The sequence below is a fragment of the Nocardia sp. CA-136227 genome, assembly GCF_050955695.1.
Classification (GTDB): Bacteria; Actinomycetota; Actinomycetes; order Mycobacteriales; family Mycobacteriaceae; genus Nocardia.
On record NZ_CP192081.1, the window covers coordinates 5,854,621 to 5,879,725 of the forward strand.

22 protein-coding genes and 1 riboswitch are annotated in these 25,105 nt (G+C 69.1%); of the genes, 12 read left to right on the forward strand and 10 right to left on the reverse strand.

Going from position 1 to position 25,105, the window contains the following annotated elements; translation table 11 throughout:
* Window positions 1-5: 5 nt before the first annotated feature.
* Window positions 6-1,118 carry a cytochrome P450 gene (locus ACQP06_RS27085; RefSeq protein WP_433667244.1) on the reverse strand — a complete coding sequence of 371 codons (1,113 nt, stop codon included), beginning with the start codon at window positions 1,116-1,118 and terminating at the stop codon, window positions 6-8.
* Between the two features lie 171 nt (window positions 1,119-1,289).
* Between ACQP06_RS27085 and ACQP06_RS27090 the strand changes: the two genes are divergently transcribed.
* Window positions 1,290-2,102 carry an SAM-dependent methyltransferase gene (locus tag ACQP06_RS27090; RefSeq protein WP_433667246.1) on the forward strand — a complete coding sequence of 271 codons (813 nt, stop codon included), beginning with the start codon at window positions 1,290-1,292 and terminating at the stop codon, window positions 2,100-2,102.
* 23 nt (window positions 2,103-2,125) lie between these two features.
* Here the strand turns inward: ACQP06_RS27090 and ACQP06_RS27095 are convergent, their stop codons facing one another.
* The 4 genes from ACQP06_RS27095 to ACQP06_RS27110 form a co-directional block, all read right to left on the reverse strand.
* Window positions 2,126-2,566, reverse strand: a complete 441-nt coding sequence (locus ACQP06_RS27095; protein ID WP_433667248.1) for a hypothetical protein — start codon at window positions 2,564-2,566, stop codon at window positions 2,126-2,128.
* Entirely contained in the window at window positions 2,563-3,420 is an 858-nt protein-coding gene (locus ACQP06_RS27100) for a hypothetical protein (protein ID WP_433667249.1), read from the reverse strand. Before ACQP06_RS27100 ends, ACQP06_RS27095 begins: the two co-directional genes overlap by 4 nt.
* 396 nt (window positions 3,421-3,816) lie before the next feature.
* A complete protein-coding gene (locus ACQP06_RS27105) occupies window positions 3,817-4,887 on the reverse strand; it encodes a polyprenyl synthetase family protein (protein WP_433667250.1) in 1,071 nt (356 codons plus the stop codon).
* A 116-nt stretch (window positions 4,888-5,003) separates the two neighbouring features.
* Window positions 5,004-7,163 (reverse strand): terpene synthase family protein, encoded by a 2,160-nt coding sequence (locus ACQP06_RS27110; protein ID WP_433667252.1) that lies wholly within the window; start codon window positions 7,161-7,163, stop codon window positions 5,004-5,006.
* Between the two features lie 302 nt (window positions 7,164-7,465).
* On the opposite strand from ACQP06_RS27110, the gene ACQP06_RS27115 reads away from it, so the two are divergent.
* Together ACQP06_RS27115 and ACQP06_RS27120 are read left to right on the forward strand one after the other, a co-directional pair.
* Entirely contained in the window at window positions 7,466-8,674 is a 1,209-nt protein-coding gene (locus tag ACQP06_RS27115) for a UDP-N-acetylglucosamine--N-acetylmuramyl-(pentapeptide) pyrophosphoryl-undecaprenol N-acetylglucosamine transferase (RefSeq protein ID WP_433667254.1), read from the forward strand.
* 119 nt (window positions 8,675-8,793) lie between these two features.
* On the forward strand, window positions 8,794-9,150 hold the full coding sequence (locus ACQP06_RS27120) for a ribosomal subunit interface protein (RefSeq protein ID WP_357086450.1): 357 nt from the start codon (window positions 8,794-8,796) through the stop codon (window positions 9,148-9,150).
* A gap of 59 nt (window positions 9,151-9,209) precedes the next feature.
* Here the strand turns inward: ACQP06_RS27120 and ACQP06_RS27125 are convergent, their stop codons facing one another.
* Window positions 9,210-10,070, reverse strand: coding sequence for a response regulator transcription factor (locus ACQP06_RS27125; protein ID WP_433667256.1), 861 nt, complete (start codon window positions 10,068-10,070; stop codon window positions 9,210-9,212).
* Window positions 10,071-10,125: 55 nt separating this feature from the next.
* Between ACQP06_RS27125 and ACQP06_RS27130 the strand changes: the two genes are divergently transcribed.
* From ACQP06_RS27130 to ACQP06_RS27160, 7 genes are all read left to right on the forward strand, one after another.
* Window positions 10,126-11,763 (forward strand): AMP-binding protein, encoded by a 1,638-nt coding sequence (locus ACQP06_RS27130; protein ID WP_433667258.1) that lies wholly within the window; start codon window positions 10,126-10,128, stop codon window positions 11,761-11,763.
* Window positions 11,760-13,466, forward strand: coding sequence for an AMP-binding protein (locus ACQP06_RS27135; protein WP_433667260.1), 1,707 nt, complete (start codon window positions 11,760-11,762; stop codon window positions 13,464-13,466). The genes ACQP06_RS27130 and ACQP06_RS27135 overlap by 4 nt, the downstream gene beginning before the upstream one ends.
* 52 nt (window positions 13,467-13,518) lie before the next feature.
* Window positions 13,519-13,710, forward strand: coding sequence for a hypothetical protein (locus ACQP06_RS27140; protein ID WP_433667262.1), 192 nt, complete (start codon window positions 13,519-13,521; stop codon window positions 13,708-13,710).
* Between the two features lie 68 nt (window positions 13,711-13,778).
* The gene (locus ACQP06_RS27145) at window positions 13,779-14,693 is read left to right on the forward strand and encodes an AraC family transcriptional regulator ligand-binding domain-containing protein (RefSeq protein WP_433667263.1); all 915 of its coding nucleotides are present in this window, start codon (window positions 13,779-13,781) and stop codon (window positions 14,691-14,693) included.
* 49 nt (window positions 14,694-14,742) lie between these two features.
* A complete protein-coding gene (locus tag ACQP06_RS27150) occupies window positions 14,743-15,669 on the forward strand; it encodes an AraC family transcriptional regulator ligand-binding domain-containing protein (protein ID WP_433667265.1) in 927 nt (308 codons plus the stop codon).
* Between the two features lie 45 nt (window positions 15,670-15,714).
* Window positions 15,715-16,689 carry an AraC family transcriptional regulator ligand-binding domain-containing protein gene (locus ACQP06_RS27155; protein WP_433667267.1) on the forward strand — a complete coding sequence of 325 codons (975 nt, stop codon included), beginning with the start codon at window positions 15,715-15,717 and terminating at the stop codon, window positions 16,687-16,689.
* A gap of 179 nt (window positions 16,690-16,868) precedes the next feature.
* Window positions 16,869-17,060, forward strand: coding sequence for a hypothetical protein (locus ACQP06_RS27160; RefSeq protein ID WP_379275014.1), 192 nt, complete (start codon window positions 16,869-16,871; stop codon window positions 17,058-17,060).
* Between the two features lie 18 nt (window positions 17,061-17,078).
* On the opposite strand, the gene ACQP06_RS27165 is transcribed toward ACQP06_RS27160, so the two are convergent.
* Window positions 17,079-17,591, reverse strand: coding sequence for a DUF3558 family protein (locus ACQP06_RS27165; protein WP_433667269.1), 513 nt, complete (start codon window positions 17,589-17,591; stop codon window positions 17,079-17,081).
* Window positions 17,591-18,103 (reverse strand): DUF3558 family protein, encoded by a 513-nt coding sequence (locus ACQP06_RS27170; protein ID WP_433667270.1) that lies wholly within the window; start codon window positions 18,101-18,103, stop codon window positions 17,591-17,593. Before ACQP06_RS27170 ends, ACQP06_RS27165 begins: the two co-directional genes overlap by 1 nt.
* 78 nt (window positions 18,104-18,181) lie before the next feature.
* Window positions 18,182-18,351, forward strand: a riboswitch (M-box (ykoK) riboswitch).
* A gap of 224 nt (window positions 18,352-18,575) precedes the next feature.
* On the opposite strand from ACQP06_RS27170, the gene ACQP06_RS27175 reads away from it, so the two are divergent.
* Entirely contained in the window at window positions 18,576-20,333 is a 1,758-nt protein-coding gene (locus ACQP06_RS27175) for an ABC transporter permease (protein ID WP_433667272.1), read from the forward strand.
* Between the two features lie 54 nt (window positions 20,334-20,387).
* Here the strand turns inward: ACQP06_RS27175 and ACQP06_RS27180 are convergent, their stop codons facing one another.
* Complete coding sequence (locus ACQP06_RS27180; protein WP_433667274.1) at window positions 20,388-21,350, reverse strand: DNA polymerase domain-containing protein; 963 nt, start codon at window positions 21,348-21,350, stop codon at window positions 20,388-20,390.
* 346 nt (window positions 21,351-21,696) lie between these two features.
* Between ACQP06_RS27180 and ACQP06_RS27185 the strand changes: the two genes are divergently transcribed.
* Complete coding sequence (locus ACQP06_RS27185; RefSeq protein ID WP_433667276.1) at window positions 21,697-23,823, forward strand: LuxR C-terminal-related transcriptional regulator; 2,127 nt, start codon at window positions 21,697-21,699, stop codon at window positions 23,821-23,823.
* Window positions 23,824-23,880: 57 nt separating this feature from the next.
* Here ACQP06_RS27185 and ACQP06_RS27190 read toward each other — a convergent pair whose 3' ends face one another.
* Window positions 23,881-25,101 (reverse strand): epoxide hydrolase family protein, encoded by a 1,221-nt coding sequence (locus ACQP06_RS27190; protein WP_433667278.1) that lies wholly within the window; start codon window positions 25,099-25,101, stop codon window positions 23,881-23,883.
* Between the last annotated feature and the right edge of the window lie 4 nt (window positions 25,102-25,105).

Sequence of the window (25,105 nt, forward strand, 5' to 3'; positions counted from 1 at the left end):
GGTTCTCAGCGCAGGGTGACCGTGGTCGGAAGGGTCGCGAAGCCGCGGTTGTTGGAGGCGTGGATGCGCTTGCTGCCTGCGGTGTCCACCTCGAAATCGGCTACGCGGGAAGCGATTTCCTGCAGAGCCGTGCGCAGCTCCAGCAGCGCCAGGTTGGAGCCCAGGCAGTGATGGCGGCCGCTGCCGAAGACCAGCGAGGCGGAGGTGTCGCGCTCCAGATCGAAGGTGTCCGGGTCGGCGAAGACCTCCGGGTCGCGGTTGGCGGCGCCGGTGAGCAGCAGCACGCGGGCGTCGGCGGGAATGGTGACGCCGTGCAGTTCCACCGCCTCGGTGGTGGTGCGCAGCTGGGTCTGGGTGGCCGGATCCCAGCGCATGGCCTCGGCGATCCAGTCGTCGATGCGGCCGTCGAGGGCGGCGCGGCGGGCCTCCGGGTGCAGGGCGGCGGCGTTCCACGCATTGCCGAAGGTCAGCATGCTGGTCTCGATACCCGCGCCGACCAGCAGGATCAGCACGCCCACGATCTCCTCGGGGGTGAGCCGGTCATCGCCCTCGGCGGCGTCGAGCAGGCCGGAGAGCAGGTCCTCCTGGCGGGACTTGCTGCGCTCGATGGTCAGCTCGGTGTAGTAGCCGACCAGCGCGCCGATCGCCTGCATGGCCTCGGGCCGCAGGTCGGTGGACTCCTCCTCGGTGTACATGATCTCCATGCCGAGCTTGCGCAGCATCTCCCGATCGCCCTCGGGCACGCCGACCAGCTCGGAGATCACCTCGGTCGGGAACGGCCCGGCGAATTCCGCCATCAGGTCGAAGCTGCCGCGCGCGAGCAGCGGTTCCAACATCGAGACCGCGATCTCGCGCAGCCGCGGCCCCAGCGCCTGCACCCGGTGCGCGGTGAAGGCACGCGTCACCAGGCCGCGCAGCCGGGTGTGCTTGGGCGGGTCCATGGCGACGAAGGAGAAGAAGCGCTCGGCCTGCGGTCCCCAGAAGGCGGGCTCCATGCGCAGGCCATTCTTGCTGGAGAAACGGTCCGAATCGCGGAGGGCGGCGAGCACGTCTGCATGGCGCGACAGGGCCCAGAAATCGTCGGTCTCGTTCCGGTATACCGGGGCCTCACTGCGCAACCTGGCATAGTAAGGGTACGGATCGGAATGGACTTCGAAATCGAACGGGCTGTATCGCAACTGCATGACGAACCTTCCGGCGATGTCGCGGCGCGGGCGCGGGACCGCCGCTACCGATCCGCAACTGGAGCTGACGTAGTCAGACAGTAGCCGAAAAGGATTGGGAGCGTTGTGAACTCGGATTCAGCGTCGGAGCGCGTCGACACCACCAAACCACACCCGGCCCGCCGGTACGACTATTGGCTGGGTGGTAAGGACAATTTCCCCGCGGATCGCGAGTCCGCCGACGCGGTCGCCGAAGCCTTTCCGACGGTCCAGCTGGCCGCGGTCGAGAATCGGAATTTCCTGCGACGCGCCGTCGCCTATCTGACCGGTGAGGCCGGAATTCGCCAGTTCCTCGATATCGGCACCGGCCTGCCCACCGCGGGCAATGTGCACGAGATCGCCCAGGGCATCGCCCCCGAATCCCGCATCGTCTACGTCGACAACGACCCCATCGTCTTGGTGCACGCCCGGCACCTGCTCGACAGCTCCTCCGAGGGCAGGACGGCCTACCTGGACGCGGACCTGCGCGACCCGAAACACATCCTCGACCACCCGGACCTACGCTCGACCATCGACCTGAGCCGGCCGGTCGCGCTGATGGTGGTGGCGGTCGCGCACTTCATGACCGACGACCAGCACCCCTACGAGCTCATGCGCACTCTCACCGACGCGCTGGCGCCCGGCAGTTACCTGGTCATGTCGCACGCCACCAACGACTACATGGACGAGCACGATCTGGAGCGTTCGGCCGAGGCCAACACCCGCAGCGGCGTGCCGTTCCGACTACGCTCCAGCACCGAGTTCGCCCAGTTCTTCGACGGCTTCACCCTGGTCCCGCCGGGCATCACCGCGGTCACGCTGTGGCGGCCGGAGGAGTATCGGCCGCATCCGCGACCGGAGGCGGTGTCCATGCTCGGCGCGGTGGCTCGCATTCCCTGACCGGTCCGCGCCGAGCCGCGTGGTCACAGCCTGCCGACATCCTTGAGCACCCGCCGGGCCTGCGCGAAGAGCATGCCCACATTGACCGACTTGCGGCACACCATCACCACGACCACGTCCTCGCGGCTCTCGGTCCGCACGAACAGGTGGGTGAGGTTGTCACTGTTGACCAGGATCTCCTGGAAGTAGTGGCGCTCCAGGCGGATGCCGCGGCGCTCCTTCCAGATGTTCTCGATCATGACCACATTGCGGCCCTGGAACAGCTCCAGGGTGGCCGCGGCGAGCAGATCGAGCACTTCGGTGGGGTGGTTGTCGACGGTCTCCACGGCCAGCAACATGCCGGTCGACATATCGATGGCGCCCGCGGCGATGCAGTCGGGCACATCCGATCGCAGCACCTTGACCAGCGTCGCGATTCGATCCGTCATACTGCCGGGTGCGCCGGCTCCGCTCGGATTGTTCATGGCGTCCTCTCTGATTTCCTTGGGGTGAGGCTTCGTTGACCGCCGCGCAGCATGGGCTGGGGCGGGCTGGGCGGGAGCGCGTCATTGATGCCGCTGGCCCCGCGGCGGCGGCGTGGCAGCAGGGTGCGGCCGGTCACGCCGTGGATGGGCGCCGGGTCGAGCGGGGCCGGATCGGCTTCCACCGATGCGATGACGAGCAGGTCGTCGTCGAGCATCCGGACCACCTCGACGGTGACCGCGTAGAGGCTGCGGCACAACAACTTCGCGATATCGCGGCAGCTGCGGCGGCCGTTGGACCACAGCAGGATCTCGCGGCGATGGCCGCTGCCCGGACCGCTGAGCAACACCCGGCCGCGTTCGGTGAGCTGCACGTGATTGCGGTGCGGGGAGATGCGGCCGTGGGCGAGCGCGCCCAGCCGCCGTTCGGTCTCCAGTAGCAGCCACCCGGGTTCGAAGCCGGGCCCCTGCGGCGCGGTGTCCTCGAATGTGCCTGGCGCGTCGGCGGATTCGGGGTGCGGGTCCGACTGCCAGAAGCAGTTGCCGATCCAGCCCGAGGTGATGGCGAAACAGCCGTCCACCGCGGCCATCATGGTCACCACCCGCAGATCGGCCTCCCCGGTGGAGGTACGCCCGGGGCGCGCGAGCAGTTCGCGCACCCCGGGCGCGCCGGGCGAGTCCACCATCACCACCAGCCCATGGACGATATGGAGATCGCCGCCCGGCTCGCCGGTCACCCGCAGGACCCCGGTCCGCGTGGTGGCCGCGGCCTGTGCCAGTTCCCGGACCAGCTCGCGGGCCGATTCGCGGTCCAACGCCGGTAGGCGCCCGGGTCCGGCGACAGGTCCCCTAGTCATGCGCGAACTCCTGGGAAATAGGCAGGGCGACATGGCGCGAATGCGCGGCCGAGTGCGGCCGACAGCGAAACGTGCACGCCTGGTTGATATTTCGACGGCGAATCGCACCGACCCCGCTCACCGCGTGTGGGATATCGTGACAGCCCAGCAGTTTTGGAGCAATGGATTCCTGCGAATCGAGTACTTAAGTCCCTTCGCGGCTATCGAATTCGCTGGGCGAGATACCAGCATCACCAGCGCAAGCGATCCGCTACACGCGCGCCACCGGGGTTAATCCCTATTGACAGAGGCAGTGCGGAGTCACAATTGTTCCCGACGGAATGATATTGCGGCGCAATATGAACCGCCCGGTCGAATTGATTTGTCTGATTTCGAATCGGTGCGATTATCGAGGCGTCACCGATCGCGCGGGACGACGCATTCGGCCAAGGCCAGCAGATCCACGGCGGGACGTCCCCCCAGCATGTCCGCGGCGGCGCGCATATGGCGCAGGGATTCCGCTTGCGCCCAAGCCTTTCCACCCGCTCGCGCGATGAGATCCGCGGCGTGCGCGGCCGATTCCCGATCCAGGGCGGTGTCCGAGGAGTAGAGCTCGGCGAACTCGCGGCCAGCCGGCGTCGGCGACTCGAGGGCCGCCACCACGGGTAAGGAATGCTTGCGCCGCATCAGGTCATGGCCGACCGGTCGGCTCGGATTGCCGGGCTCACCCCAGATCCCGCGCAGGTCGTCACACAGCTGACAGGCGATGCCCAGCTCCCGGCCGAACCGATCCATGGCCGCCACCACCTCCGAAGGCGCGCCTGCGCACAACGCGCCCATGGCGCACGCGCACCCCAGCAGGGCCGCCCGCTGGTGGCGCAGCGTCTCCAGGCACTCCTCGAGCGACCCGGCCGGAGCGGATTCCTGGGCCCGGTCCTGATGCCGGCCCAGGCAGAGCTCGATGACCACGTCCGCCAGCCGCGCGATGCTGTCCAGGGTCGCGGTCGCCGGGGCGTCGGCCAGGGTCCAGATGGCCAGGCTGTGCAGGGCGTCCCCGACCAGCACCGCGTCGTCCACACCCCACAACTGCCACACCGTGGGCCGCCCCCGGCGCACGGTTCCGCCCGCCACGATGTCGTCGTGGATGACCGTGAAGTTGTGGACCATCTCGACCGCGGCCGCGGCGTGCACGGCGGCGGCGGGCTTCGCGTCCAGGGCCGCGGCGGCCGCGAGCACCAGCGCCGGGCGCAATCCCCGGCCCGACTCCCCCTCCGCCACCGCACCGTTCGCGTCGCGCCAGCCCACGTGGTACTCGGCCATCAGGCGCAGTTCGCTGGGCAGGGTGTCGAAGGCGGCCCGCAGCAGCGGCCGGGTCAGGCGTTTGGCCCGCCGCAGCAGGTACGGGGCTCGCTCATCGGGCCCGATTCCGCTGTCCCGCGCGCCTTTCCGGTGGGAGAAGGCGGGATCGGCCGCTGTCGACGAACTCATGGCAACCTCCAGTGAACTGCTGCGGAATCGTGGTCGCCGGACCCGGCGCCGGACCCGACCGGGTCGGCGCCGACCCGATGGGCGCCGGGGCCCGCGAGATGTGGGTACCGACCGGCTCAGCGACGAGCCGCCGGGACCGCGTGCGCGCTGGTGAACGGCCCCGGGCGGCCGAGGATCGGCCTGGGCCGCGACGCGCGCAGCGCTGCCTCGGAATAGCGTCCGGTCCTGATGTGCCAGTGCAGGTTTCCGGCCATGTGATCACGCAGCCGATCGACGTGCGTCAGCAGCGCGGCCCGAACCTCCTCCGACAGTTGATGATCGGCCATGAAGCCCGGAAGCTGATCGCGGACGACGAGTTCGAACTGCCGCAGCCGCTCGTTGGCCAGATCCACCACGATCGCCGACGCGCGTTCCCGCGAACAGCCCAGGAACGACTGCGTCAGATACACCAGATTGTGCAGTTCGTGGTCATATTCGATTTCCCGCTGATACGAGTACAGATCATTGACCAGACCGGCGTAGTCCTGCGCCGAATGTTGCAGCTGCCGGACGATACTGGAGTCCGCGAGTTCCGCGACCGCCGGATCCGAGACAACTCCGGGCGAATGGAGAGCATCCAGCGCGCCGAACAAGGGACCACCGGAGGTGATCCGCCGCAATTCGAGATAGTCGACCGGGTCCGGCAAACGGTTCCGGGTCTCGTTCTCCAGCACGGTGATCCAGCCCTCGACGAGGTCGATCACCGCCGCACGCAAGCGATTCCGGCCGCTTTCGTCGCACACGGCCGAGGTCTCCCGCCACAACGCGGCCAGACCGAACTCGAGCGGACTGGAGGGCGGCGGCGCGGTCTCGCCCAGTTGAAGAGGTAAGCGCCGCAATTGATCCCGGCCCGAGACCGGATCGGCCCGGAACACCCGGGTTCCCAGATCATCGGCGTAGGTGCCCCAGGTGCACCAGCGCGAGCGCAACTTCAGGGTGTCGGCGTCGGCCTCGGGGTCGGCCATGGCCAGGAGCGCCGGAAAGTCGGCGTCCGCCAGCGATTCCGCCGTCCAGCCGACCCGCGGATCCAGCAGACCCACCGACGCCGCCCACGCCGGGACATCGGCGCGGGCCAGCTCCACGTGTGGATTCACCCCCACGACGTAAGGCATCTCCAGCCCGTCGACCGGCAGCGGACCCGCCACCCGGGGCGGCGGCACATGCTGATTCAGCCGGACCCTGAGCCCGGGCCGCAGCCGCGCGCTGGCGGTACCCAAGCCGGTCGGACCGCGGTCGACGCCACTGTTCATGTATCGGCTGGACCGCAGATGCCATTCGTGTCCGCCGGACTGCCAGTCCTGCAGTCCCAGCGTGTAGCGCGTCACCGCGAGTTGTTCCTCGGGAGTGGCCGCGCGTTCGGTGAACAGCTGCGGCACCTCGGCGAGCGCGGTGTGCTCGAACTGCTCGAGGCGGGAGGTGAGCACGTCATTGGTGAGCTCGGCGGCCGCCTGGGTGGGTAAGCCCAGGAACCGTTCCAGCACCAGCACCATGTTCGCGTTCTCACCCTCGACCCGCACCTCGCGTTCGTAGGAGAACAGGTCGTTGCGCAGATGCACTGCGTCGGAGAAGGTCTCGCACAGCACGCGCAGCGGGCGCTCCGCGGCGAAACGGCCGGGCACCTCGGCGCCGCAAGCGAATTCCACCAGTGCGGCCGACCAGGGCGCGCCGCCCACCCGGCGGCGCATCTCGATGTACTCGACGGGATTGGCGACCCGGTCGCGGGCGATATTGTCCAATTCCCAGAGGGATTCGACCATGAGGTTGTGGGTGGAGCGCCGCATGCGCCGCCGCCAGTCCTCCGACATGGCGGGCACGGTGCGGGCCCAGCAGTCGGCCAGCCCGGCCTCGGAGGCGTTCTCCGGTTCCGGTGCGGGACAACCCGGTTCGGCCATGAACTCTTCCAGGCGGGCCAGGTAGCGGGTGGCCTCGGCGCGGTTGCCGGTGCGCTTGTAGGCGTCGAGGAACCAGTCGTCGAAGTAGAAGACCCAGATGTACCACTCGGTGAGCAGCGCCAAAGTCTCGGCGTCGCAATCGGGATGGGTGTAGGCGCACAGCAGCGCGTACCCCATGCGCTCCAATTTCTCGGCGTCCCAGATGGGTTTGCCGTCGACCCCGGGCTCACCGAGCATGCCCAGGCGCTCGGCCCACGCGGCGGCGTGGGCGCGGGCGTAGTCGTGATGCGGATTGAGCCGGGCGGGGTGCGGTGAATAGAAATCGGGCAGGGTGAAGGGCTTCAATGCGGGGCCCTCTCGCTGGGCTGATCAATGAGGACATGCCGGTGAGCACTGCTTTTGGGAAATATCGCTACTCGGGGAAAAGCCGAACGGGACCGCGTCGGAACTGCACTGCGAAGACGTGACTCTTACTGCGACAACGTGATCAGTGTCACAACCATGGTAAAGGCCCGTAGCCGTCTCGCCAACACCCCGCAATCTTCTCCGACCGACCGGTACCTCCCGGACCGGTCCCCGGAGCCGTTCCCGGGATAGCCTGGGCGCTGCCCCACCCACCCGACCCACCCCGCCCAGGAGGATCGTCCATGTCGAATCCCGCCGCCGACCGCGCCCCGATCCTGCAACGGCTGGGCGATCGTGGCCGGGTCCGGGTGATCGTCGCCGGCGGCGGCACCGGCGGCCACACCTATCCGGCGGTCGCCGCGGTCCGGGCGCTGCGCGATCTGGCCGCCGAGGCCGGCGCCACCGCGGAGGTGCTGTGGGTCGGCGTCCCCGACAGTCTCGAACAGCGGGTGGCGGCCGAGAACGACATCGACTTCACCGGCATCAAGGCCGGAAAGCTGCGGCGCGACCGCAATCCACTGAAGATGCTCAACAAGGACAATGCCCGCGACGCGCTGCGGGTGCCGGTCAGCGTGCTCACCGCCCAGGGCGTGGTGGGCCGCTTCCGGCCGGACGCGGTGCTGTGCACCGGCGGCTACGTCTGCGCCCCCATCGGCATGGCCGCCGCGCTGCGCCGCCGCCCGCTGGTGATCCACGAGCAGACCACCGGCATCGGCAAGGCCAATCTGCTGCTGGCCCGGATGGCCGACCGCATCGCGCTGTCCTCCGACGCCTCCCTCGGCATGCTGCCCGCCAAGGTCCGAGGCCGGGCCCTGGTCACCGGCAACCCGATTCGGCCCGCGCTCACCACCGGCGATCCCGCCGCGGCGGTCAAGGCCCTCGACTGGGACGGCTACACCCCCGGCCTGCCTACCGTCTACATCACCGGCGGCGCGCAGGGCGCGGTGCAGATCAACGATCTGATCCGGGAGCTGCTGCCCGAACTGCTGCACTCCGCCAACGTGATTCACCAGTGCGGGCGGCTGTCCTACGAGCAGGTGCGCGAATTCGCCGCCACCCTGCCCGAGGACGTGCGCGGCCGTTACCTGGTGCGCGAGTTCATCGGCCCGGAGCTCCCGGACGTGCTGGCGCTGACCGATGTGGTGATATCCCGTTCCGGCGCGGGCACTCTCGCGGAGCTCACCACCCTCGGCAAGCCGTCGGTGCTGATCCCGTACCCGCATTCGGTGGGCGGCGAGCAGATCCGCAACGCGCGGATCCTGGCCGACCACAATGCCGCCCGCGCCCTGGTCGGCGAGGACGCCACCGCCGCCAATCTGCGCGCCGCACTGACCGAGCTGCTCACCGAATCCGAGACCCGCGCAGCCGTTTCCGCCGCGGCCCGCGCCCTCGGACACCCGGAGGCCGCCGAGCACCTGGCGCTGACCGTCCTGGACCTCGCCACGCGGTGAACCCGGTCGCCGCGCGGTGATTCCGGTCCCACGCGCGCGATCCCACAGGCGAGTCTCAGCCGGGGTAGGTATGGTCGAAGGTGTCAGCAAGTTCTCGGCTATTACCGAGAAGATTGGAGATGCCAGCCATGCAAATCCAGGTCTTCGCCGACAAGAACGTCGGTGGCGGCGCGATCGCCCAGGATGCAACCGATACCATCGCTGCGATTCTGGACCGGTTCGCGGATCATCTCACCCGGGTCGAGGCCCACATCACCGATGTGAACGGCCACAAGGGTGGTTCCGAAGACAAGAAGTGCACCCTCGAGGCCCGGCCCAAGGGCCAGCCGCCGGTCGCCACCACGCATCGCGCGGCCACCGTCGAGGACGCCTACACCGGGGCCGCCGACAGCATGGCTCACCTGCTCGACAGCAGGTTCGGAAGACTGCATCACGCCAAGGGCGGCGAATCCATCCGCCACCTGGTTTCCGACTAGTCGATCAACTCACGGGGTTCGGGGGCGCGCCCCGGAACCCCGTTCCGGTCGGGAAGCACTCACGGTAGGAGCCCGAGGCGGCGTGCTCGCACGACCGCCTCGTGGCGATTGTGCGCCCCGAGTTTGGTCATGGCGCTGCGCAGATAGCTCTTCACCGTCTCCGGACTCACCGAAAGCCGCTGGGCCGCTTCCACATTGGTGCAGCCCAGGGCGATATGGGACAGCACGTCCAGTTCCCGCGGAGCCAGTGTCACCGCGTCGTCGGCGGCCGCCACCCCGGACACCAGGCGGGCGAGTTTCTCCGTGACGTCCCGCAGCCGCGCCCGCGCCGTGGCGTCGGAGACCACCTGGGTGATCCCCCGCAGTTCCGCGTGCAGATCCCGGAGTTGTTCGGTGGCAATCACATTGGCGCTGTTCATGGGTTCGCGCGCGAAGGACAGCCGCAGCCGCCGATCCACCTCGTCGCGGATGGCGAGTTCCGTGCTGAGCCGCCGTGCGGCCTGCACCATCTCGTCGGCCACCCCGTCGCCGATCACCCCCGTCTCGCGATTGGCGACGTAGATCACCGCGCGCGCCTCGCCCTTCACCACCACGGGCACCGCCACCACCGAGCGGAGGCCCTCCCCCAGGACCGGGACGTCGTAGTGGTGGGTGATGGTGGACGCCGAGCGATAGTCGGCCACCGAGCGCGGGCGGCCCGTCGCCACCGCCGAACCGCCCAGCCCGGAGCTGTGCGCGACCGCCAGCCCCCGCATGCCGTTGGTCCGGGTTCCGACGAACTCGCTGAGCACCAGCGTGCCCGCGTTCACCTCGCCCCCGAAGACGACCGGCAGCTTGCTCAGGGCGGCGAGGGCGCGCAGCTCGGCGCGCAGCGCGTCGCCGTCGCTGGGGCGTAGGAGCCCGTCGGCGGCCGTAGTCATCGGGTAGCCCCTTTCGGGGGTAGTCGAGGCCGGGTGTGACGTAGATCCTACTGGTGTGACCGAGAGCACGAGCTACACCTTCGGAGTCTGGGACGCTCCCCCGCTGGGCGACACCATCGGGGCGAACCTGGACCGGACCACGGCGGCGCATCCGGACCGCGAGGCCCTCATCGACTACACCACCGGCATCCGCTGGACCTACCGCGAGTTCACCGACGAGGTGAATGCCCTGGCCCTGGGCCTGCTGAGGGCCGGGATCGGCAAGGGCGACCGGGTGGGCATCTGGGCGCCGAACTGCCCGCAGTGGACGCTGACCCAGTACGCGACCGCCAAGATCGGCGCGATCCTGGTGAACATCAATCCGGCCTACCGGGCCCACGAACTGCGCTACGTGCTGGGTCAGGCCGGGATCCGCCTGCTCGTCGCGGCGCCCGCGTTCAAGACCTCCGACTACGCGGCCATGATCGACGAGGTCCGTCCGGAATGCCCGGAGCTGGAGCAGGTGGTGCTGCTCGACAGCACCGAGTGGCGGGACCTGTTCGCCACCGGGCGCGCGGCCGATCCGGACCTGCTGGCGGCGGCGCAGTCGGCGCTGTCCACCGACGATCCGATCAATATCCAGTACACGTCCGGCACAACGGGTTTCCCCAAGGGCGCGACGCTCAGCCACCACAACATCCTCAACAACGGGTATTTCGTGGGCGAGCTGTGCGGCTACACCGAGCAGGACCGCATCTGCATCCCGGTCCCCTTCTACCACTGCTTCGGCATGGTGATGGGCAATCTGGCCGCCACCACGCACGGCGCGGCCATGGTGATCCCGGCCCCGGCCTTCGACGCGCGCGCCACCCTGGAAGCCGTTGCGGCCGAACGCTGCACCTCGCTGTACGGGGTGCCGACCATGTTCATCGCCGAACTGGCCGCCCCGGACTTCGACGCCTACGACCTGTCCTCGCTGCGCACCGGCATCATGGCCGGATCGCCGTGCCCGGTGGAGGTGATGAAGCAGGTCATCGAGCGGATGGGCATGCGCGAGGTGAGCATCTGCTACGGCATGACCGAGACCTCCCCCGTGTCCACCCAGACCCGCCGCGACGATTCGCTGGTGCAGCGCACCGCCACCGTGGGCCGGGCCGGGCCGCACATCGAGGTCAAGATCGTGGACCCGGTGACCGGGGTGACGGTGCCGATCGGCGCCGCGGGCGAGCTGTGCACGCGCGGCTACTCGGTGATGCTCGGCTACTGGGGTCAGCCCGAGAAGACCGCGGAGGCCATCGATTCCGCGCGCTGGATGCACACCGGCGACCTGGCCACCATGGATGCCGACGGGTATGTCGCCATCACCGGGCGGATCAAGGACATGGTGATCCGGGGCGGCGAGAACATCTACCCCCGCGAGATCGAGGAATTCCTCTACACCCACCCCGACATCCTCGACGCCCAGGTGATCGGCGTGCCCGACGCCAAGTACGGCGAGGAGCTGATGGCCTGGGTCCGGCTGCGGCCGGGCGCGGAGGAACTGACCGCGGCGAGCCTGCGCGAGTTCTGCACCGGCAAACTCGCGCACTTCAAGGTGCCGCGGTACGTGCACGTCGTCGAGGAGTTCCCGATGACGGTGACCGGCAAGATTCGCAAGGTCGAGATGCGGGAGATCAGCGCGCGGCTACTGGGACTGACCGAGGAGAACGCGTGAGCACCGCCAATACCGAGGCCTATCGCGCGGCCCGTGACGGGCTGCTGGCCGTCGCCACCGACTACGACGCGGCGGTGCGCGATTTCGCGTGGCCGCGACTGTCCGGCGCATTCAACTGGGCGACCGACTGGTTCGACGTGATCGCCCGCGGCAACGACCGGCCGGCGCTCTGGATCGTCGAGGAGGACGGGTCCGAGCAGAAGGTCGGCTTCGCAGAGATGGCCGAGCGCTCGGACCGGGTGGCCACCTGGCTGGCCGGGCTGGGCGTGGCCAAGGGCGACCGGGTGATGCTCATGCTGGGCAATCAGGTCGAGCTGTGGGAGGCCATGCTGGCCGTGGCCAAACTGGGCGCGGTCATCATGCCGACCACCGGCGCGCTGGGCCCGGCCGACCTGAGCGACCGGATCGAGCGGGCCGGAGCGCGTTTCGTCATCGCCAATCAGGGCGACGCGGGCAAGTTCGACGAGGTGCCCGGCGACTACACCCGAATCGTGGTCGGCGGGGCCGTCTCCGGCTGGCAGAACTACGCCGATGCCGCGGCGGTCGAGTCGGCCGGTCCGTTCCGGGCGGTCACCGAGGTGACCGATCCGCTGCTGGTGTACTTCACCTCCGGCACCACCAGCAAGCCGAAGATGGTGCAGCACTCCCAGATCAGCTACCCGGTCGGTCATTTGACCACCATGTACTGGATCGGCGTCCGGCCCGGCGACACGCACCTGGCCATCAGCGCGCCCGGCTGGGCCAAGCACGCCTGGAGCTGCTTCTTCACGCCGTGGCTGGCCGAGGCCACCGTCTTCGTCTACAACTACGCGCGTTTCGACGCCGCCGCCCTGCTCGCGCAGTTGCGGCGGGCCGAGGTGAACACGTTCTGCGCGCCGCCCACGGTGTGGCGCATGCTCATCCAGGCCGATCTGGGCGAGCGTCCGGCCGGGCTGCGCGAAATCCTCGGCGCGGGTGAACCATTGAACCCCGACGTCATCGCGCAGGTCGAGAAGGCGTGGGGCCTGACCATCCGCGACGGCTTCGGCCAGACCGAAACCACCCTGCAGGTGGGCAATACGCCCGGACAGCCGCTGGTGCCCGGCTCCATGGGCCGTCCCGCGCCGGGTGTGCCGGTGGCGCTGGTGGATCCGATCACCGGGCAGCTCGCCGACGAGGGCGAGATCTGCCTGGACCTGTCCGCGGGGCCGGTCAACCTGATGACCGGCTACCTCGGCGATCCCGAACGCAATGCCGCGGTCATGGCGAACGGGTACTACCACACCGGCGATGTCGCGGCCCGGGACGCGAACGGCTACATCACCTACATCGGCCGCACCGACGACGTGTTCAAATCCTCCGACTACAAGGTCTCGCCGTTCGAGTTGGAGAGCGTGCTCATCGAGCATCCGGCCGTGGTGGAGGCCGCCGTGGTCCCGCAACCGGACGACACGCGGCTTGCCGTGCCGAAGGCATACGTTTCGCTGGCGGCGGGATGGGAACCCAACGCCGAAACCGCCCGCGCCATCCTCGAATACGCCCGCGACCACCTGGCCCCCTACCTGCGTGTCCGCCGGGTGGAGTTCACCGAACTGCCGAAGACCATCTCCGGCAAGATCCGCCGCGTGGACCTGCGCCACCGCGAGGAACAGGCGCACGCGGAAGGCTTCACCATCCCCACCGAGTACCGCTACGAGGACGTACTGACCGACACCACCCGCTGAACCCGCTCCACCCCGACCACCCGCCCTGCCCCTGCGACAGATCGGAACACCCGTGTCCCACACCGTGGAATCCGCGACCGCCTACGTCATCGCCGCCCTGGAGGCCAAGGGAACCGCCTCCCGTGACGACTTCGACGTGTCCGGGATCGTCAGCGCCACCCACAACATCACGCAGACATGGGATTTCCGCGCGGTCGCCCGCGAGCGCTTCTGGGGCATCGCCGCCACCTTCATCAGAGCCTGACGAGCGGGCTGCCTCACAGTTCCGCGAATTCCGGGTTTCCGGCCCGGAATTGCCCTCACCATTGGCACGTGCACACCTCCGACTCCGTGTTGCTGCCCCGCTTCGTGTTGTCGCGCGCCCGCACCGCGGGCGTGGATCCGGCCCGCCTGGCGCGGGCCGCGGGCATTCCGGGCTGGCTGCTGGCCGACGATGCCGCGAGGGTGCCGAGCCACTACTTCCCCCGGTTGTGGGAGCTGCTCGAACGCGAGCTGGACAACCCCGACGCGACCCTGCGCGCCACCGGCAGCTACCGGCTGGGCGAGTTCGGGCTGATCGACTATCTGATCTCCACCGCGGACACCGTCGGGGCCGGCCTGACCGTGCTGGGCCCGTTCATCGGGTCCATCTCCACCAACTTCCGGATCGATCCCGGCGAGCAGACCGAGACCGAGTCGACCTTCGACGTGCACACCGTCAACGCCGAGGGCCGCGGCCGCGAGCTGTCGGTGCAGATGGCGCTGTCCTCCCTGGTCTCGCGCATGCGCCAGATGACCGGGCAGCCGATGGATCCGGTGAGCATCGAGTTCCGCGAGCGCGCGCCGCGGGATCTGGACGCGTTCACCGAGCAGTTCGGCACGGCCCGCCTGGAATTCGGCGCGCCGGTCGACCGCATCACCTACCGCAACACCGACTTCGAGCGGCCGCAGATCACCGCGGACCCCATGCTGGCTGCGGTGCTGCGCCGCCATGCCGCCACCATGCCGCCGCCGCCCCCGCGCGCCACCGAATGGCCCGACCGGGTGGCCACGGCGCTGGCCGAGGTGCTCGACGGCACCGACGCGCTGCTCGAACACGTCGCGCGGCGGCTCTACACCAGCCCCCGCACCCTCCAGCGCCGCCTCGCCGAATCCGGCACCACCTGGCGGCTGGAGGTGGACCGGGCCCGCAAGCGGCACTTCGAAGGCCCCGAACCTGAGACGCCGCCCCCGGACGACGCGCTATGACGCCCGGGATCGGCTGCGGTGCAGGATCTCCAGGCTCCGAGGTGGATGGGTGACCGGACCGGACAGCGTGCTGCTGGCGCGCTTCGTACTCACCCGGGCTCGGGCCGTGGGTGTGGATCCGGTGGCGTTGGCGCGGGCGGCGGGGATCGGGCCGAGCGCGCTGGACGCTTCGACGGGAAGTGTTCCGGGTCAGTGTTATCCCCGCTTGTGGGAGTTGTTCGAGCGCAGGGTGGATGTGCCGCACGTGGGACTGCGGGCGGCCGAACGACATGGAATGGGGGAACTGGGGATGATGGATTACCTGCTCGCGACCGCGCCGACGGTCGGTGAAGGCTTCCGGGCCGTAGGGGAATTCGGGTCGCGGCTGTCGGGCAGCCGGCGGGTGGCCGTGGTCGCCGAGACCGATCGGCAGGTCACGTTCGCGGCGGAGACGGCGGCGCGGGGCCGGGGCACGGAGGTCGCCGCACAGGCGAGTTTCGCCTTCCTCACCGGCCGGGCCCGGCTGGCCACGCGGGCGCGGATCACGCCGGTGGCGGTCACCCTGCGGGAACGCGCGCCCCGACGGCACGGTCCCTACCGGGAGTTCTTCGGCACGGCGGCAGTGGATTTCGGGGCCGAGGTCGACAGCCTGACGCTGCGCCGCACGGACCTCGACCGGCCTCAGCATTCCGCCGATCCGGGCCTGGCCGCCGTCCTACGGCGCGGCGCGGCGGTCGCCACCCTGTCCACGCCGCCCGCGCGGGCCTGGGTCGATCTGCTTGCGGCCGAACTCGATTCACTGAGCGATCCGGCCCCACCCGGTCCGGACAGCGACACCGCGGACTTCCGCGCGACGGTATCCCTCGACACCGTCTCACTATCCGATATCGCGCGACGGCTGGATACCAGCCCGCGCACCGTGCAGCGGCGGCTGGCCGCGGCCGGAACCAGTTGGAGTCGGGAGCTGGCGAACGCTCGCCGCCGGGCCACGTGGTGACGGTCGGCCGTGAACACTCGATCCGATTGTCACGACAGCATTCTCATGGCCCGGTTCGCGTTGCAGCGGGCGGCGCGGGCCGGACTCGACGCCGACCGGATCGCCCGGACGGCGGGCGTACCCGCCTGGCGCGAAGGCGGTGAGGGCACCCGGGTGTCGTCCCGGTACTGCCTGCGGGTGTGGGAGCTGATCGAGCGCGAGACCGGGGATCCCGATATCGCGCTGCGCGTGTCCGACGAGAGCACCACCGGCGAGTTCGGGCTGCTCGAATATCTGTTCCTGTCCGCGGCCACGCTCGGCGACGCGCTCGAGGCGTGCGTGCGCCATACCGGCAGTCTCAGCACGAGTTACGGCTTCCGCGTCGCGCGCCGCGACGAACAGGAGGTCTGCTACGAGGTGCGGTCGGCCATGGAGGACTGCCGGGGCCGGGAACTGTTGATACAGGCCACTTTCGCGCTGCTCGTGGGGCGGGCCCGCGCAGCCACCCGCAGCCCGGTGGTGCCGGCGCGGGTGAGTTTCCGGCAGTCCGCGCCCGCCGATCTCGCCACCTTCACCGAGCTGTTCGGTACCCGCGCAATCGATTTCGACGCCCCGGCGGATGCGCTGACGCTGCGGGCCGCGGATCTGGCGCTGCCGATGAAGTCGGCCGATCCGGAACTGACGGCGGTGCTGCTGACCTACGCGGCCACCCTGCCCGCCACCCCGGAGGTCGGGGTGACCTGGCTCGAGCAGCTCGGCGACGCCATCGATCTGGCTCTCGCCAATGGCGCGGCGACCCTGGAAGTGGTTGCGCGGCGGCTGCTGACATCGCCGAGATCACTCCAACGCCGGCTCGCCGAGGCCGGAACCACTTGGCGGCGTGAGGTGGATCACGCGCGTCGCCGCAGATTGCAACGCGCCGAACACCTTCCACGCGCCCAGCAGGCGGAACTCCTGGGATACGCGGATCCGGCGAGCCTGCGGCGGGCGGTGCAACGGTGGCGGGACCGGGCCGATCCGGGACCCGAAGACCCGTGTTGAGGAGCCGAAATCGCACCTACCGTACGGTATTCCGGCTACCTCACAGCAAGGTTGGCGTGTCCCGGACCGGTTTGGCGCTTTCGGAACTCCCGCGCGGGGCGGACGGAAATCAGACTGGTCGGAAACGCCAGGACACTGTCACGCGTTCCCCCGGACCGGTACTCGATTGGAGCTTCCTCGTGCCCCACACCGCAGAAACCGCCACCGCCTACGTCGTCACCGCCGTAGAGGCCAAGGGCACCGCCACCCGGCACGACTTCGATATCAAGTCCATCGTGAGCACCACCCACAGCCTCACCGAGAGCTGGGATTTCCACACCGTGGACCCGAACATGTTCTGGAACATCGTCGCCACGTTCCTCGAGCACTGAGGCCGGTTCCCGCGCGCGTCAGATGCCGTCGACCGAGAGCGTCGCGTTCATCAGATTCATGGCCGCCGCGCACGGATCGGGCCGCGCGGTGTGATCGCGGTTTCGCACCCACCAGGTGACGGTACCGGTGTCGGCCACCGTCACCGCGCAACCACCCGGGTCCGCCGGATCCCGCCAGTACATGCCGCCGAAGTTCCGCACCACGAGCCGCTCCACGCGGTATCCGAACCGGTCGGCGATCCGCACCTCCCGCGCGAGCGTGTCGTCCCGCAGCCAGGCATAGGTGATGTCGACCGCGCCGCCACCGGGATTCGTGGCGGTCCAGTCGCACACCGTGGGCTCGCTCTGCCGCCGCATCCCGGTGACGCCGATGGCGGCGGCCAGCTTCTGATCCTCCAGTGGGCCACAGCCCGCCAGCAGGTTCGGATCGGCCGCCGGGCGGGCGTCGGCCTGCCGATCGCTGTGCGAACACCCGGACAGGGCGGCGATCAGCAAGGCCGCCACCGTGATTCGCACCCCCGGGCGCGCCATCAGCCCTGTCCCGCCTGCGTCAGGGTGGCCGCGGCCAGCTGCTCGATGCCCTGGCAGGCGCGTGCGCTCGACCGTTCGGACCAGTCGATGAAGTCGGTGTCGCCGAATGCCACTGCGACCTCGCAGGATTGCGCGCCCCGCCATTCGATGCCCGGCTGCCCGGCGATCCGGACGGTGGCGGGACTGCCGGTGGTGACCTGGTCGCGGCGGTCCTGCAGCGAGCTGCCCCGGAACCAGTGGAAGGTGACGGCGTAGTCGCCGCCCGTGGCGGGCTGCCAGGCGCAGCCGATCGGATTGGCCGAAATCCGTTGCACACCGGCCGATCCCGTGGCATCGACCACCTCGGCGTCGGACACGCCGCCGCACAGGCCGATGGTGTCGGGAGACGGTGCGGCCGCCTTGGGCGCGGCCGTCGGGGTCGCCGCGGCCCGCTGGTCCGAGGAGTTCCCGCACCCCGCGACCGCGAGCCCGATCAAGGCGATCCCCACCGCCGCGCGCATCGCTCTCGTCACGCGGACCAGACTAGGCGAATCGGCCCGATCGTGCGCGGACACACTTTGACAATTCATCGGGGCCTTACTACGTTCGATAACGCACCTCGATAGGCGAGGCTCCTGCACGAACACAGGCCACTGATCTCACGACGTCGAGAGACGCCCAAGGTTAGGACAGATTTCCCCGGATTAAGGGGTAATCCAAAGTGGCTTTCCGATTCGGAACACGTCGTGCAGTGCCGAAGCTCTGACGAGAGGGGTGTGCGTCCTCCCCGGATTCCCCGGGTCGATCTCCCTCGTGTGCGCTGATGAATCCGCGTATGAGCTGTATGAGGAGGTGCCGGTCGGATGACAGCTGATGACGACCCCGGACCTCCTGTCGCGCACTCGTAATTCCCCGATATTCGGCGACGCCACCATCACCCTTTCGCGTGATTCGGCGTGCGCCTATTTCCGCGCGCCCTTTTTCGATTAGATGCGGATTCATCCAATGACGCTCCAGATCACCATTCCCAACCGTCCCGAAACAGGGCAGCCGATGCCGCGTCCGCGAAATCGGCTGCGCGCCGTCGACTTTCTGGTACTCGGCATGGCCGTGTTCCTGATCGCCGTGGCGCTGCGGCTGTTCCGCGATATGTCGGTGCCGTGGACGCCGGGCTCCGGACCGGAAGCGGTGTCGACCGATCCCCGGGAACTGCCGTACTACGCGGCGCGCACCACGCTGCGGATGTTCCTGGGGCTGGCGGCCTCGATCCTGTTCACGATGGTCGTCGGCCAGTGGGCAGCGCATTCGCGGCGGGCGGAGAAGGTGCTGGTCCCGATGGTGGACGTACTGCAATCGGTGCCGGTGCTGGCGCTGGTCTCCATCACGGTGACCGCGTTCGTGGCGCTGTTCCGCGGCTCCTTCCTGGGCGCGGAGGCGGTGTGCGTGTTCGCCATCTTCACCGCGATGGCCTGGAACATGACCTTCGCCTACTACCAGGCCGTGCGCACCCTGCCGCGGGAGCTCGACGACGCAGCCCGCATGCTGCGGCTCACCCGCTGGCAGCGGTTGTGGCAGCTGGAGGTGCCGGCCGCCATGGTGCCGTTGATCTGGAACGGGATGATGAGCTTCGGCGGCGCGTGGTTCATGCTCGCCGCGTCCGAGGTCATCACCGTGTCCGGGCGGGAAGAGGCGCTGCCGGGCATGGGCAGCTTCATCGCGGCGGCCACCTCGCAGGGGCAGATGTCGCGACTGCTGCTGGGCGCGCTGGTCATGGTGGCCACCATCGTCGTCGTGAACGTGCTGTTCTGGCGGCCGCTCACGGCGTGGTCGGAGCGGTTCCGGGTGGAGCACACCGAAAGCGCCGAAGTACCACGCAGTCTCGTGCTGGACCTGCTGCGGCGCAGCACCGTGCCCGGGCGGCTGGCTCGCGTGAGCCGACCGGTCGGCGAGGGGATCGATCGCGTCATGCGAGTCTTCGGGCGCAGCACCCGGTCCGCCTACGACGACCGTCCCGGCAGCCGGGCCGGGGACGTGGTCTTCTTCGCGCTGCTGCTGGCGGCGCTGGCCTGGGGCACCTGGACCCTGGCCGCCTACTTCGAAAGGACCGTCGGGCTGGCCGAATTCGGGCCCGCCACGCTCATGGGCCTGGCGAGTCTGAGCCGGGTGATCGTGCTGCTAGTGGTATCCACCGTGGTGTGGGTGCCGGTCGGGGTGTGGATCGGGCTGAACCCGCGCGTGTGCCGGTTCGCGCAGCCGGTGGTGCAGGTGCTGGCCAGTTTCCCAGCACAGTTCCTGTTCATCTTCGTGATCGCGGCGCTCACCTGGACCGGCGTCTCGCTGAATATCGGCGGCATCGTGCTGATGGCGCTGGGCGCGCAGTGGTACGTGCTGTTCAACGTGATCGCCGCGGCCGGGCAGATCCCGACCGATCTGCGTGAGGCCATGGACGATCTCGGCGTGCACGGGTGGCTGCGGTGGAAGTCGTTGATCCTGCCCGCGATCGCCCCCGGCTATGTGGTCGGCGCGATCACCGCGTTCGGCGGGGCCTGGAACGCCACGCTGGTCGGCGAGGTGGTCGAGGCGGGCGGCACCCATCTGGAGGCGTACGGGCTGGGCGCGTACATCACCAATGCCACCGCGACGGACCTGTTTCCGAAGGTGCTGCTGGGCACCGTGGTGATGAGCGTCGTCACCGTGACCATCAACCGGCTGGTGTGGCGGCGACTGCAGCGCCGGGCCGAACAGCGTTTCTCGTTGAGCTGAAACAGTTTTCGAAAGGAGGACAGTCATGTCCGCCCCCATCATCATAGGACTCGATCAGTCCGCGCGGCGGGCGCGGGCGCGGCGTTTGCCTTCGTGCATGGCCTGCACCCGCGCCACCGGGATGGTGTGGCCCTCGGCGATGAGATCCGCCGGGAGCGTTTGCGGTTCGGGCATGGCCTCGGCCCACGGATCGCGGTCGCCGAGGATGGCGGCGGCGGTGCGCACGGTGAAATCGCGCGGATCGATCTCCGGCAGGTCGGCCCAGCTGACCGGGAACGACACCGTCGCGCCCGGCCGCACCCGCGGGCTGTACACCGACACCACCGTCGCCCCGCCCGCCTGGGTGGAGTCCAGGAAAACCCTGCCGCCCCGGTCTTCTCGAATGAAGGCCGTGGTGGCCAGGTCCGGGTCGAGCCGTTCGGCGCGCGCCGCGATGGCCCGGGTGGCGGCCGCCGCGTCCTCGATATCGACCCCCGCCCGCACCGGCACGAAGATGTGCACCCCCTTGGACCCGCTGGTCTTCACCGCCCCCGCCAGCCCGTCGTCGGCCAGCGCCCGCCGGATCAGCTCGGCCGCGGCCACCGCCTGCGAGAACGGCTGTCCCGGTTCGGGATCGATATCCAGCACGAGATGGGTTGGCCCACCGGAATAGTCGACCAGGTCCTCCGCGAGCAGCAGTGTCACGTGGTACTCCACCGCCCGCTGGTTCCCGAACCACAACAGTGTCCGCACGTCATCGCACAAGGCGTACGACACTTCCCGTTTCGAGCTCCCCGCCCACAAGGTCTTCCGCCGCACCCACTCCGGCGTGTACTTCGGCAGGTTCTTCTGCATGAACGGCTCCTGCCCCGGCCGCACCCGCACCACCGACAACGGCCGCTCCCGCAGCGCCCCCACCATCCGCTCCCCCACCGCCTCGAGATAGTCGATCAGCTCCCCCTTGGTGGCCCCCGCCCCGTCGAACAGGGGACTGTCCAGACTGGAGAACTTCAGACCGGCCCGCGCGTCTTCGCCCATCGGCCCACCATGCGCCCCCACCGCACCCCCGTCAACCACCCCGGCCGTGTCCGCGGTCACCGGCGGCGGGAGACCGAACCTAACACCGTGCGGATTCACCGGCGAGAGCAACAATCTGTCACCCTCGCGACGGTCTGCGGAAGGAGGCTCGTTCACTAGGGTCGGAAGCACCAGGCAGCGTCGCCGACTGAATCACCGGTCTGGCCGCACGTCGTCCACCCGAGCTCCGACACAGGAACGGTGGAGAATGCCCGAATCCCGTCGCAGTCCCCTCCTGATCGGACGGGCATCACAGCTTGCCGACCTTCGCGAGCTCGTCTTCGACCAGCGAATCCGGTTGCTCACCGTGACCGGGGGCGCTGGTGTCGGCAAGAGCCGGCTGGCCACCACCGCTCTGCAGGACGCCGAGAGTCGGGTCGTATCGGTCGATTTGGCCGAGGTGAGCGGCGGCGAACAGGCTTGGCGGACTATCCTGGACGCACTGGGTGGCACCGCGGAGCCGCACACCACCCCGCTCGGACCGGACACGGTGGCGACGCGAATCGGCCCGGAACCACTGATCATGCTGGCCGACAATTGCGATCTCGTCACCCGCGATCTCGCGGCCGGACTGTCCTCCGTGCTGGCCCGGTGCCCGGGACTGACCGTGGTCGCGACCAGCCGCCACGCGCTCGACCTGTATCAAGAGGTGCTCTACCTGGTTCCGCCGCTGTCCGTCGTATCCGACGGGTCCGCGCTCAGTCCCGCCGCGCAGCTGTTGTCGAACTGCATCGAAACCCGGTTCCGCGACGCGGCGACCGCCGCGGACCGGTCACAGCTCGAGCAGATCGCGGCCGAATTGAATGGCGTTCCAGTGGGATTGGAGCTCGCCGCGACCTCTCTCGGCCGGCTCGGCGTCGAACGAACACTGGAGCGAATCCGCTCCGGGCAACCGCTGCCGCCGTCCCCCTTCGTCGATATCCCGGTGCGGCACCGCAGTATTCGCGCGTGCGTGACATGGGGGCTCAGCGATCTCGACGAGATGAGCCTCTTCGTGCTGCTGCACGTCGCCGCTTCCGAGGTCCTCACCGATCTGGAGGAGGTACTGCTGCTCAGCGGCGAGCGGGGTGATCCGATCGCTGGCAAGCTGGCCGAGCTGGTGGACCGCAGCCTGCTCGATCACTCGGTCGCCGAGAACGGTCACTACACCTATGCGATCTCGGGCTTCACCCGGTCGTTCTGCCGTCAGTTGCTGTACGCGGATCGGGTACTCGCGGAACGAATACGCTTCCGACGCGCCGAAGGGCTCCGCCTGCTGGCCCGGGAGATCACTCGGCTGCTCGCCGAGCCGGACGGCCGCGCCGAGGGGCTACGCCTGGTCGACCGCTGGCTGCCGGACCTCTTCGCCACCGTCCGGTACCTGATCGACCACGACGCGTACCGGGACGCCATCGAGCTGCTGTCCGAGCTGGAGGACGTCTGGATCCAGCGGGCACTGCTCGCCGATGCCGAGGCCATCGTCGCCACCCTGCTGGCGGCGGTCGATTCCGGCGCCCACCCGCCCGCGGTGATGGCCGCGGGCCGCGAGCTCCTGGGCCGCTGGGCACTGCGATCCGGGCGTTTCCAGGACGCGAAACGACTGCTCGCGCCGGTCGCCTCCGTCCGGAACACCGAGACCCGCCGCACCGACCCCGTCCTGGTCCACCGGGCGGGCCGCGCCCTGGCCCAGGCCCACCACGAGACCGGAAAGCCCCAGCGGGCGCGCGCACTGCTCGCCCGATTCCCCGCGGCCACCGCCCCACCCGCCGAGCAGCCGGTCGCCGCGCTCATGGCAGCGGTGATCGAACTCGGCGACGGGCCGTTCGAGGACGACGAAACCTGGTCCGCCCTCCGTGATCACGCGGCCGCCCTGCCACGCCGTCGTGATCGGCTGACGGTCCTCAACGCGCTCGGCCGGACCCTGCTGCGCGCCCGGGCACCGCATCGCGCGCTGGAAGTCTTCCACCTCGTTCTGCGGACAACAGAACCGACGATGAGCCCGCTGGAAATGGTGACTGCGCTGGAGGGCTGTGCTCGGGCCTACGATGCCGCGGGCGGGGAGTATTCCGAACAGGTACACCGTCTTTCAGCGGCTTCGCATTGGATCCGGGCCGGCTGTTCGTTGCCCCGGCCCGCCGAGCATTCCGCCGATCCGGCGGTGAGCACGATCGGCTCGGTATCGGACATCGACGAGGCCGTCGCCTACGCACTGTCCATACCAGTGCTGTCGCGCGCTGATCTGGCGTCTCCGCTACTTTCCCGGCTGACCAGGCGGCAGCTGGAGACGGCGTTACTGGTCGCCGAGGGTATGACCAACCGCATGATCGCGAATCGCCTCGGGATCGCCGAGTGGACGGTGGTGAACCATCTGCGGCAAGTCATGACGAAGCTGGACTGCCCCAGCCGATTACATGTCGCCCTCGTCATCGAACGGGAGACCCAGCAGCCCGCGTGACGCGGCCACGGGTGGCGTTCGCGCGGGCCGCCGGCCGGAACATGGTGTTCTCCTCGATCACCGCAGCGTGCGGAACGTCGCCCGAATGTCCTCGATGACAGCGTCGGGGTTCTCCCACGGGGTGAAGTGGCCGCCGTGTTCGTGCGCGCCGATGTGGACCGGGTTGTACCAACCCTGGTGGCGCGCATCGTCGAGGAAGACCCGGGCGCGATTGCCCGTGGTCACACCGGGCGGATTCTCGAAGCCGAGGAAGGTGAATCCCGTGGGCGCTTCGATGATCGGCGTGCGGTCGTGGGCGGGCGTCCACGGGTAGCGGTTCGAATTGATGTAGGCGCGGATCGACGTGGTGATGGTGTTGCCGACCCACCACATGGTGGCATTGGCGAGCAGATGATCACGGGGGAAGACGCTTTCGACATCCCCGCCCGATTCACTCCATTCGGTCCAGCGCCGCAGGATCCACGACAGCATGCCGACCGGCGAGTCCGCCAAGCCGAACGACAGATTCTGGGAATCGAGGATGTGGACCGCGCTGTGGGAGGCGTAGCGGTACTGGAACGCGAGGATGCCGTCCCGGATCTCGTCGGAGACGCCCGGCGGAACCATGAACCCGCCGGTGCCGTCCCAGGGCCGTTCACCCTGGAACACGTCCAGGTGGACCGGATGCCCGAGCCAGATGCCGTGCAGGTCGGCGGCCCGCGCGTGGCCGAGCTGTGCGGTCACCAGCGCCCCATAGTCCGCGCCGCCGGCCGCGTACTTCCCGAACCCGAGATGCTCGGTCATCAGGCTGTGCCAGAGTTCGGACATCTTCCAGAAGTTCAGATCAGTCCGCCCGGTGGGCGCGGAGAACCCGAAGCCGGGCAGCGAGGGCACGATCACCTCGAACGCGTCGGCCGGATCGCCCCCGTAGGAACCGGGATCGGCCAGCTGCTTGACGACCCGCGTCCATTCGCGGAAGCTCCAGGGCCAGCCGTGCGTCACGATCAGCGGGATCGGTGCGGGGCCCCGGCCCGGTTCCCGGAGATAGTGGATCGGGACACCGTCGACGATCGCGCGGTAGTTGTCGTAGCTGTTGATCTCGGCTTCGGCCGCCCGCCAATTGAATTCGTCGATCCAGTAGGCGACGAGCTCCTTCATGTACGCGACGCTGGTGCCGTAGTAGGTCTCGTCCTCGGGGATATCGGTGGGCCAGCGGGTCGCGAGCAGGCGGGCCCTCAGGTCATCGAGCGTCTCCTGCGGAACCGAGACGACGAACTTCTCCGGCGCGGCCGCGATCACGGAA